Raw genomic sequence first — 10645 nt, 5'->3', positions numbered from 1 at the left:
CCTCGGGGGGGTTTTGTTGTTTTCCGCGGGGCTGTTTTCCAACCCCCCCCCCGGGGCCCTGGCGCAGGACTCGAAGAAGCACGGCACCCAGGGCGAGGCGCTGGACTTCGCGCTGCTGGTGGACGGCCTGGTGGCGGAACGCGAACAAGGCATCACCATCGACGTCGCTTACCGCTTCTTTGCCACGCAGCGGCGCAAGTTCATCATCGCCGACACCCCGGGCCACGAGCAGTACACCCGCAACATGGTGACAGGCGCCTCCACCGCCGACCTGGCCATCGTCCTGGTCAACGCGCAGCACGGCCTGCTGCCCCAGACCCGCCGCCACGCCTTCATCGCCCACCTGATGGGCATACGGCAGGTGGTGCTGGCGATCAACAAGATGGACATGGTGGGCTTCGACCACGCCCGGTTCCACCGCATCTCCGAGGACTTCGAGCACTTCGCCCGCGACTTGAACTTCAGCCAGATCACACCCATTCCGCTCTCGGCCCTCAAGGGCGACAACATCACCGAGCGCTCGGGCCAGATGCCTTGGTACCGCGGCCCCACGCTGCTGGGTTGGCTGGAGACCGTCGCCATCGAGCGGCAGGCGACCGCCCCTTTTGCGCTGCCCATCCAGTCGGTGAGCCGCCCCACGTCGGATTTCCGAGGTTTCATGGGCAGCGTCGCCAGCGGGCAGGTCCAGCCCGGCGACACCGTGCGGGTCACACGTTCGGGCCAGACGGCGCAGGTGCGGCGCCTCGTCACGGCCGACGGCGACCTGGACACGGCCCGGCAAGGCGACGCCATCACCGTGACGCTGGACAAGGAAATCGACGCCTCCCGGGGTGACGTGCTGAGCCTGGCCCAGGCGCCGCTGCAGACCAGCGACCAGTTCGAGGCCACGCTGGTGTGGATGCACGAAGACCACGGCATGGTGGGCCGGACCTACGACCTCAAGCTCGCCACGCAATGGGCGGGGGCCACGGTCACGGCCATCAAGCACCGGGTGGACATCCACCACCAGCTGGCGCACGAAGCCGCCAGACAGATGGACCTGAACGACATGTGTGTGTGCAACCTGGCCCTGAGCAAACCCATCGCCTTCCGCCCCTACGGCGAAAGCCAGGCGCTGGGCGGCTTCATCCTGGTGGACCGCTTCACCCACGCCACCGTCGCCGCCGGCATGCTGCACCACAGCCTGAGGCGCGCCGACAACATCCACCGCCAGGCCTTGTCCATCACACGCGAAGACCGGGAACGGCTCAACGGCCACCCCGGCAAGGTGATCTGGTTCACCGGCCTGTCCGGCTCGGGCAAGTCCACCGTGGCCAACGCGCTGGAACAGGCCCTGCACCAGCAGGGCCTGCGCACCTACATCCTCGACGGCGACAACGTGCGCCACGGCCTCAACCGGGACCTCGGCTTCACCGACGCCGACCGGGTCGAGAACATAAGGCGCGTGGCCGAGGTGGCCAGGCTCATGGCCGATGCGGGCCTGATCGTGCTCACGGCCTTCATCTCACCGTTTCGGCAGGAGCGGCGGATGGCCCGGGAACTGATCGGCCCCTCGCGTTTTGTGGAGGTGTTCATGGACACGCCCCTGGCGGTCTGCGAACAACGCGACCCCAAAGGCCTGTACCAGAAAGCACGGCACGGGCAACTGCCCAACTTCACCGGCATCGACAGTGCTTACGAGCCCCCGGAAGCAGCGGATGTGACGGTGCCGGCCAACGCGGATTTGTCCAGCACCATCCAGCGCCTGCAGACGTATTGCGCCTGACGCGGCCCCGCCATCAACCCACGCCGACCGTGGCCGCCGTCCAGCGGATGCCCACGCCCTGGTCACAGGCGTCCAACCCCACCTCCTGGGCGCGGACACGCAGGACCACCTGACCATTGATGGAGACCGTCGCACCCGTTGCCGTGGGTGCGTATTCAAAACGCCCCTCGACGGGCAGGCCCGCGTGGGAAAACGCGGGCAGGCGCGTCCAAGCGGTGCCGTCGTGTCGCCAGACCGACAACGCGGCCTGTTGTGGATTCACCTTTTCCAGCAAGAAGGCGGTCATGTGCGAGTCGGCCCCTGCCCCCTGGTAGCCGGCGATCGCGGACACATGCGATGCGTCGGTAGCCACGTCCAAGGTGTAATCAAAACGCATTGCCGATGACGAGGGCGCTGCCGCCCGCAGTATGCAACACAGCGAATTGGCCTCTGCGCGACGCCGTCCATCCTCCAGATAGAGCGCCCCGCCGAATACCAATTGAAACTGATCCCACAACGAGCTGTGGCGGTACGCCAAGTCCGCAGCGTCAAGGCGCATGCGTTGAAAATCGCCCAACGCCCCATTTGCCGCGATCAGGTGCTCCAGCCCCGCAAACACAGTCGCATGGTGCGCCAGGTCGGGCACATCCAGGATCCTGATCTCATGCACGGCGCCGTAGGGACCCAGCGCGATGTAGTCCAGGGCCTTCCAGGTGTGGCGGTCCAAGACCCAGACACCGCTCATCGAGTGGCGTCGATCGCCCCGCGACGCCACCTGGCTCTCACCCACCAGCACATGGTCGGGCGTCGCAGCCAACCCGCGCGTGAAAATGGGGCCGCCGCTGTTCCACAACGGGGTTGCCACATCGATATCCACCACCGTCCCGTTGTTCGAATCACATGCAACCCGCTGCCCCTCCGACGTGATCCAGATGTTGTGCATGCCCGTCCTGGGCGCCAACGGCTGCACGTCGATCAGGTCCAAATCCGGATAGGAAAAAACACCCAGACGGGACCCCGCGGCAAACCCATGAGCCAGCACATAGAGCCGATCGCCCTCAATGAACACCGAGTTCAAGTGATCACCCGTCGCCTCCGCTGGCGACAGTCGATCCCAATGGGAATCGCTGATCTTGGCATGGGTGACAACGCCCGGCCGCCTCATGTCCAACACCGAAATCGCGTTCCTTCCGGTGTTGGTGCACACCACGCGCCCATCGGGCGCGCAGAGGATTTGGTGCGGCGCAGACAGGCATCGGCTTGAAGCATCGCCCCCCAGGGACACCCACCCGACCTCAGACAGCGCGTAAGACCTCAGATCCACCAGATCCGAATTGTTCAGACCACTTCGGGACAAGGCAAGCTCGGTCCCCTTCGGAAACCACGAAACACCGTAGTACTCGCCCTGGTCAGATTCCAGGACCTTGACCTGTTTCGTCTGGATATCCAGCAGAAGAACGTAATTGACCGTCGCAACAACAGCGTATCTCAAGGGAACCTCGATCAGCAATAAACACAAAGACCCCCTGAATCCAATCCATTGTTCTCATCAAAAACCCGGCGCACCCAACATCACCTCACACAGCACAGGACATCACGATGCCCGTGTAGGGTATGCGCAGCGGGTGGTGGTCTATTTGGCAAACCACTTGGTCAAACACCCGCCCGGCCAGTCCACGGTAGCCGTTCTCCGTCCGGACATGGGTACCGCGGTCCTTGGAAATGATGTAGCGTGCCACCCCCGACTGTTCAGGCGCGTACAAAGGGTCCAGCGTGAGCAGGAAGCCCCCTGGCTTCAACCGTTGCCTGGCCGCGCGAAACAGGCTTTCAGCCGTCGCGTCGTCCAGATGGTGCAGCAGCCCGAGCGCCAGGATGACATCAAAGCCCGACTCCTGCGAATCGTAGTCCACCGTCAGTTCGTCGCAGACGAATCGGGCCTGGCGATCGCGGTACCGTTCTTGCGCGCTGGCAATGTAAGCAGGGTTGCGGTCAAAGCCCACGTAGTCGACATGCGGTGGCAGGTAGGACAACACCTCCGCGGGGCCGCAGCCGATGTCCAGAACGCGCGCTCCGCGGCGGGCATCCTTCAAGACCGGCGTCAAGGCACGGTTCACCACCGCTCGCCGCCAGGTATTCGCCCCCACCAAATCTTGAAAGAGGTTGTAGAGCATGGGCATCGCCAGCAGATGCCGCACGCCCGATCGCACTTCTGACATTCACGTATTCCTTATTTCTGTAAGGCCCGCCACCCTAGACTCTCGGCGCGCGCAACTGTACCCTGTCATTGCCCCCGGACATGGACCGTTCATCACAACAGGCGGCCCCACTGATGCCTTGCCTGATCTACCGAGAAATGCCGGGTGATCGCAGGTTGCTGATCGCGGATTGCCTCCGCGAGTTGTCGGTCGCCGCCCAGCAAACGCAGCGCTTTCTCCCTCATTTCCTGCCCATCGCGGCAGCAGCCGTCTAAAGGTCGGCCCGCGAGGCCATCCAGCAATGATCCTTGGCGGTACAGCGTTGGCGTTCCAATGACCATGGCCTCGACAGGTGAATAGTGGACATGGCGAGGCTCTGTCGAGTGGTAGGCAAAAACAGGCGCCTCCCGGTAGAGCTGCAGCAGCCGACTGTCCGTCAGATAAGGCAAGACGCAGGGATCTGCGACGTCGGAGAACTGTTTGCCAAAGATGCGATGGGGAATATCGCCCATCATCGCCTTGACGCTTCGATAAAGGTCCGTGTAGTAGGGATTGTCATTGATGCGTGGACACAGCAGCAGCACCGATTGTTCGCCACCTCCGGTCCAGGTATTCTGTTGCTGCCAGATCATGTCAGGAACGGCGACGGCAAAGGTCATGGCGGCCTTCGCCAGGTAGTCTGGCTCCACCTCGCCAACGGCGTCATACCCCTGCCCCAATACAAACCGTTCGCCACACGCCTGTATGGCCTGCTCCAGGCCATAAAACGACATGATCTCATGGTAGGTCCGGGGATGCTCCCGACCAAAGACGCGGGCCACGATTCGGCCTGAAAAATGCTTGGCCGTCTCGGTCAACGGCCGTTGGTACACCGAGGTGATCACCGTGCCGAAGTGGCGGTTGATCATCCGTGCCAGATCGTCAGGCCAGGCGTCTTCGTAGAAGCGATGGGCATTGAGACGATGCAGGACGGCTGCGGGCAGCGCCAATGCCTCGTCATGGTCCCTGACCACCACCGCCCTTGAGAATTCAATCCCCGAGGGCAATACTTTCGGCACAAACACCGACAAGCCCAGGGATCTCAGCACGCCCACTTCGGCCGGCATGAGTGTCTTGTGGTTAAGCAGCCACATGACCCGCCGACGGCGCAGCGGATCAATGGGCAGGAAGCGGCTGGGGAGAGCGCCGAACCAGTGCTTCATTGCGGTCCTCTGCGCGGGCTTCGCCCCTCCTCCGTGAGGGCGATCATGCGCCACACCGGCCCCGGCCTGCTGGCGTGTCCACGCCCTGCTTGGTCGATCCAGGCTCAAGCGTCACACGGTCCAGCATGATGGACAGGCCATAGTAATCTCTGGCGACCTCCGACTCGAATGCCAACACGTTTGTCCCCCGCTTCAGCATACCCGGGGGCACGGCCACGGTGCCTTCCAGACCGTTCAGAGCAACCGGCAGCGGTGTGCCGTTGACCAACAAGCCAAGCCCCTTCAGGACCGCATCATTGGCCGCCGCGGACAAGCGGAAGCGCAGCACGTAGTCAGCATCCCGAGGCAACAACTCAAAATACAAACTGCCGGTCCGTGCGGTCTTCCACGCGGCAGACACCTTGTCGAGCCCCGATACCGTCCACTCAGCCTCGCGCCACCCGCTGCCGCGGACAGGCAACTCCAGGCTCCAGACATCACCAAAATCCCAGCGGTAGCAATCGCGAACGCGATAACTCGACTGCCACAGCTTCCCGGCAAATGGCCAATGCACCCCGTACAGCCCCGTGGGGTCGGCCACCGCCAGCTGGGCGCCAGGAACGGCCCCACCTGCGGCGATTGACGCACCGCCGCCGATCGTCGTCAGGTCTCGCCCCACGTCCAGCGTCACGGTGGTTGCGACCGGCCATTTGATCGCTTTGCGTGGCCCGCCAGGCGCTGGCAGGCCAGGGCCACCGACAGGTTCGGCTTCTTCAAAAATCCACTGCCCATCGACTTGTTGGCAATGCCCGGTGCGCCCCAAGCCATCCCTGCGCATCCATTCACCCGCGGGCTGCCGGCAGATTTCCACGGGCCCCGTGGGATGCCCAACGATGTACGACAGGGCATAGCCCAGGTTCTCGGGCAAAAACATCCATGTGTGGCCCAGCAGGTTGCTGTGATCCCTGACCACGATGGGTGGGGCGCCTTCTCTCTGTCCGTATTGGCTGGCCACCTCGCCCAACAGCTTGCGCTGCAGATCCGAAAGGTATTGGTAGTGGCTAAACTGATGCAGCTGGAAGGTCAGACCCAGCAATACCGCCGCAGACGACACCAGCAACGCCAGCACCCGGCTGCGACCGACAATGAACGCCAGGGCCCCGACCCAGACCAAGGCAGCCCCGGGGCTGGCGGCCAGGAAAGTGCGCTGGCTGATCGAGAGGTGGGGCAAGGAGAACAGATAGGGGAAATAGCCCGCCAGTGCGATCACCACACCGACCCACATCAGCCTGAACGCGCTTGCCGACGAAACCGCGTCAACAGGCTGCTCACGCGGCACGCGAACGGCGATCACGGCAGCCGCAACGAGCACCACGGTACACACCGCCAAGTAGATCAGGTTGCTGACAGGCTGCTCCATGGTCAGCCGGAATGACTCCACCCACCCGCCCCACAAAACGTGCGCGGCGCCCACCGTGAAGAGCTTGGGCAAGGTCGCAGCAAGCAGCCCGACGATACCGGCCCCCCCGACCAGGCTGCCTTGATAGCTGCCGCCCGTCCCACTGACACCCGCCAGATACCAGCCATACAGCCCGAGCCCCACGCCACACAACAGCCACACCCGAGCCTGTCGCCATGCAATGGCCAGCGCACCCCGAGCACCCGCGTTGACAAAGAAGTAGCCCGGCACCAGCAGGAGCATGGCAAACGAGGCTTCGTACATGGCGATGCCGCACACGCTCAATACGGCAGCGAGCGCCGCCAAGGCATAGGCCGCGATCCCACCACCCTCTCTTTCAAGCGCCACGATGAGCGCACAGGCCCCCAACATCACAAAGGTGATGGCCCAGTCGATGTGCAGGCTCCGCAGCGACACGTGCATCGTGTCCGCTGGATAGACGATGAACAGCAGCACCGCGATGGCGCCCAACAGCCTGGAGTGCGACAGCCGCAAGACCAACCAGCCCCCCACGGCTCCCTTGAGCACCAGGGCGACGATCAGCAACAGGTGCCAGGGCACGAAGGAGTGAGGACTCAGCTTGTTCGCCAGGCCGGGCATCAGGAAGGTCAGGGGCCGCATCGCCAGACTGGGAAGAATGCCCTCTCGGCCAGAGACGAAAAAATGGCCGAATTTGCTGTACAGCCCCAACAGACCCCACTCTTCGATCAGTCCCCCCATTTCGAAGCCGAAGGGCAACCAAATCGCGGCGGCGACAAGCCCCCCCAGCAACAAACACGCGGTGATATAGGCAAACCTTGACATCCAACGACCCTCAGTAACCACGCCATACAGGCAACACAACCAGACACCTCCGAGCGCTGGGCGCTTGGCTCGAAAGGGGAGACATCTCACCACTCATGGACGGGCAAACACCCACTTGTCCATCACCAGATAACTCACGGCCGGAACCGCCAATATGGTGGCCCCAACCCCCAACCAGATGGGCTGCCCCATCAGATCGGTGATCAGCCAGGCAATGACAACAGCCAGGAAAAATCCCAACAGCTGCGTGCTGATGAATCGCACAAACTGCGGCGACAACGCCCCCTTGACTTCAAACGTCAGGTGCCGATGTCCGAAGAAGGCCAACGGCACAGCCGTCGCATAGCCCAGGCCGCTGGCGACCGCGGCACTGACCGCGAACACATCGGCATACAGGCGTGTTGCCACGGCATAGACCAGGGCGTTCGCGACACCCACCGTGGCGAAACGTGACAACTTGCGCAGCAACGGCTGGTTCACGGCCGCCTACCCTTGCCACTCGGCGAACAGCGCATATTGCGCACCCAGCGGCAACCACCGCAGCGACCGCTCGACGGGATTCATTTTCTTCAGGGCAGCAGGGACGAAGATGATGTTCCAGAGGCTGGCAACCCGATAACCCAGCTCACGCAAAACCGCCTGGATCTCACGCTGCCTGACCAGTGTCACGCCCACGTCGAACGGGCAATCCCGGACCACCTTGCGTGTCACGGGGTTGGCAGGGTTGTGCTCGAATACCACCAAAAGGCCCCCGGGTTTCATGCAGCGGGCGATTTCCTTCAGCGTCGCCGCACGGTGTGGCGGTTCGATGTGATGGAGGACGTTGGACACCACCACCACATCGAACTTCGCCCCGTCAAAGGGCAGGGTTTTGCCATCGTACGAAGTCAACTGACAGTCTGGGACATGGCGCTCGCCGGCCAGCTCCAGGCTGCGGCTCGAAACGTCCACCCCATACAAGGCGGCGTCGGCAAAAAGCTCGCGCAAGAAGGGCAGGTTGGTCCCGGTCCCGCAGCCAAAATCCAGGACGGCCGTTGGCGTGGCGCGTGAGCGCTCGGCCATGAAGGCCCGCAACGCTGCGAATTTTCGCTCGGCGTAGTACAGGCTGTCGCCCCCGCCCATGGCGAGTGCATCGTCAAGTGTCTGCCGATAACTGTCGGCGTGTGCGTCAAACTCGTGTGCGGACATGCGGGGCAACCTCAGGGAAAGTGTTTGAAGAATTGATGGCGCATGCCAAGCAGCACCGACCTCATGCCCGTCTCAAGGTCTTGCGGATGAAAGCCATCGGCAAGGACATGGGGGCTGTAGGTGTTGGAGGCCGTGTTGTCCTGGGTGGGCCTGAAGACAAAATACAGGGACCGATCCAGAACCCGCTCCAGCAGGACAAGCACCTCATGGACAGAAGTGGGTTTGGCCGACGCCAACAGATAGGTGTCATCCGTCGCGGCCGCCTGGATTTCGATTTTCTGCGCCATGAAGGTCGCGATGTCGCCCACCAGGACGTAGTCCCTCAAGGTCAGCGCCTCCGCAAAGATATTCGTCACTTGCCCGCGCATGCCGTTGTTGATGAGCGTGGCAATCAATCCCAGCCGACTCTTCAGCGACACAAAGCCGTACACCGAGCTCGGCCTGTAGATCCGCTTGACCACTGGCCCCGCTACGGCGCGCAATTGTTGCTCCTGCTCCAGCTTCAGCTCGCCGTAAGGGCGCAGCGGCGCGGGCACGGCCTCCGGTCCAACGTTCAACTGCCCTTCGTACAGACCACCGGCGGAACTCGTGAGGTGAAAGCGGTGTGCGACCTGCGGCAGCGTCTCCATCAAACGGGCAGACAAGGCCGTGACCGCCTGAAAGGCGCCCAGCTCCATGTCCAGCGTCGCCCAGGTCGAGGCGAACCCGCCCCGCCCGGCACTCCAGACGATGTCAATCGACATGCGGCTGGCGGGTGTGCCGGCATGGGAGTGGAGGTTCACACGCGCGTGCACCCACCCGCAGATCGCATCCGCCTCGTCCGCCCTGGAGCGAGATGCCGGCTGCCAGGAAAACGCGAGCCGTGTGGCACCCGAAAAACCACGGCGGGACAGTTCGGTTGCCAGTGTCTCCCCGATCAGGCCGACCCCAAAGACCAACACCCACTGAACGCTTGACTCACCACCCGGCTGGCGGACGGCGCGCTCCATGGCAATCAAGCGCCCGACTCCTTGAAGTAGGACGCAATGGCCGCGTCGCCACTGCGGTCGACGACAAAAAACGTGGGCTTGCCCTGCGCCCGCAACACGAGGATGGACAGGTACTCCAGGGCCGCGCTGACCAGAAAGAGGGTCATGCCACCGAACACCATGCTGGAGACGATCAGGGAACTCCAACCACGCGCCCCGAAAACACCGGGGGAAAAGAACTCCCTGAACGCCACATAGGCGGCGAACGCGGACCCGAACAGCATGGCCGCCACCCCGAGGTAGCCACCGATGCGCAAGGCCTTGACACGGCTGGACATGACCAGGCGCCGCGCATGGGACAGCAGTTTGCGCAGCGAGTAGCCGCTCTTCTTGCCTTCGATGAAACGCCGGTCCTTGATGTGCAAGGGCAAGGTGCCCACGCGGCGGGAAAACCAGGACAAGGCGATGTCAAAGTAGGTTTCATGGCCGCACACGCTGCTGGCCGAACGGGCGATCGCGCCTCGGATGACACGGAAGCTGCTGAACTTCAGCACGCCCATGTCGCCCGCCAGAATGCCCGTGAGGCCCTTCGTCAGACGCGAGCCCATGTCCCGCAGGGCGCTCTCATGCACACCGCCCACCGCGTGGGCGTAGACGATGTCCAGCTGGCGGGAGACCGCCACCTGCAACATCGCCGCGATGTTTTCCGGCGGATGCTGCAGGTCCTCATCCAGCGTGACCACCCAGTCGCCGCAGGTGTGAAGGATGCCCGCGATGGTTGCCGGGTGCTGGCCAAAGTTGCGCGACAGGTGCAGCACCCGTACCCAGGAGCAGGTCGCGGCCAGTTCGTCCAGCACCCTGGCGGAGTCGTCGATGGCATCGTCGTCGACAAAAATGACTTCCGCCAGGTGCAGCGGCGCGGCGTTCGTCACCCATGCGTCGCGAACCCGTCCGATCGACTTCACCAACTCCGGCAGATAGGGCGCACCCGAGTAGACCGGTACCACCAAGGACACCAGAACCTTGTTGAGATGTTCACCTGCGCTCACTTCGCCTCCCTTTCAAATGCCAGCCACGACACCAGCGTCTGCCCGATTGCTCATCCC

General features: G+C 63.3%; 9 protein-coding genes. 1 reads left to right on the top strand and 8 read right to left on the bottom strand.

Annotated elements, in window-relative coordinates; translation table 11 throughout:
• A partial coding sequence (gene cysC / locus AAHB17_RS17005; protein WP_342131822.1) for an adenylyl-sulfate kinase occupies positions 1-1765 on the top strand: 1765 nt, incomplete at its 5' end.
• Positions 1766-1778: 13 nt separating this feature from the next.
• On the opposite strand, the gene AAHB17_RS17000 is transcribed toward cysC, so the two are convergent.
• The 8 genes from AAHB17_RS17000 to AAHB17_RS16965 form a co-directional block, all read right to left on the bottom strand.
• Positions 1779-3236: a hypothetical protein gene (locus tag AAHB17_RS17000; protein ID WP_342131821.1), complete on the bottom strand. Its 1458-nt coding sequence runs from the start codon at positions 3234-3236 to the stop codon at positions 1779-1781.
• An 85-nt stretch (positions 3237-3321) separates the two neighbouring features.
• The gene (locus tag AAHB17_RS16995; protein ID WP_342131820.1) at positions 3322-3960 is read right to left on the bottom strand and encodes a class I SAM-dependent methyltransferase; all 639 of its coding nucleotides are present in this window, start codon (positions 3958-3960) and stop codon (positions 3322-3324) included.
• Positions 3961-4052: 92 nt separating this feature from the next.
• Positions 4053-5141, bottom strand: coding sequence for a hypothetical protein (locus tag AAHB17_RS16990; protein WP_342131818.1), 1089 nt, complete (start codon positions 5139-5141; stop codon positions 4053-4055).
• Between the two features lie 43 nt (positions 5142-5184).
• Positions 5185-7383 carry a hypothetical protein gene (locus AAHB17_RS16985; RefSeq protein ID WP_342131817.1) on the bottom strand — a complete coding sequence of 733 codons (2199 nt, stop codon included), beginning with the start codon at positions 7381-7383 and terminating at the stop codon, positions 5185-5187.
• A 93-nt stretch (positions 7384-7476) separates the two neighbouring features.
• On the bottom strand, positions 7477-7863 hold the full coding sequence (locus tag AAHB17_RS16980; protein ID WP_342131816.1) for a GtrA family protein: 387 nt from the start codon (positions 7861-7863) through the stop codon (positions 7477-7479).
• 6 nt (positions 7864-7869) lie between these two features.
• Positions 7870-8571 carry a class I SAM-dependent methyltransferase gene (locus AAHB17_RS16975; RefSeq protein WP_342131815.1) on the bottom strand — a complete coding sequence of 234 codons (702 nt, stop codon included), beginning with the start codon at positions 8569-8571 and terminating at the stop codon, positions 7870-7872.
• Positions 8572-8582: 11 nt separating this feature from the next.
• The gene (locus AAHB17_RS16970; RefSeq protein ID WP_342131824.1) at positions 8583-9560 is read right to left on the bottom strand and encodes an NAD-dependent epimerase/dehydratase family protein; all 978 of its coding nucleotides are present in this window, start codon (positions 9558-9560) and stop codon (positions 8583-8585) included.
• 5 nt (positions 9561-9565) lie between these two features.
• Positions 9566-10588: a glycosyltransferase gene (locus AAHB17_RS16965; RefSeq protein WP_342131814.1), complete on the bottom strand. Its 1023-nt coding sequence runs from the start codon at positions 10586-10588 to the stop codon at positions 9566-9568.
• Between the last annotated feature and the right edge of the window lie 57 nt (positions 10589-10645).

This window comes from Hydrogenophaga sp. OTU3427, assembly GCF_038440225.1.
Taxonomy (GTDB): domain Bacteria; phylum Pseudomonadota; class Gammaproteobacteria; order Burkholderiales; family Burkholderiaceae_C; genus Hydrogenophaga.
Note: the sequence above shows the minus strand (reverse complement) of the source record. Positions and strands in the feature narration are given on the sequence as shown.

Bases quoted from the DNA above. Each gene is read 5' to 3' on its own strand.
- AAHB17_RS16995 (WP_342131820.1), bottom strand. From the start codon at position 3,960: ATGTCAGAAGTGCGATCGGGCGTGCGGCATCTGCTGGCGATGCCCATG.
- AAHB17_RS16970 (WP_342131824.1), bottom strand. From the start codon at position 9,560: ATGGAGCGCGCCGTCCGCCAGCCGGGTGGTGAGTCAAGCGTTCAGTGG.
- AAHB17_RS16985 (WP_342131817.1), bottom strand. From the start codon at position 7,383: ATGTCAAGGTTTGCCTATATCACCGCGTGTTTGTTGCTGGGGGGGCTT.
- AAHB17_RS16990 (WP_342131818.1), bottom strand. From the start codon at position 5,141: ATGAAGCACTGGTTCGGCGCTCTCCCCAGCCGCTTCCTGCCCATTGAT.
- AAHB17_RS16975 (WP_342131815.1), bottom strand. From the start codon at position 8,571: ATGTCCGCACACGAGTTTGACGCACACGCCGACAGTTATCGGCAGACA.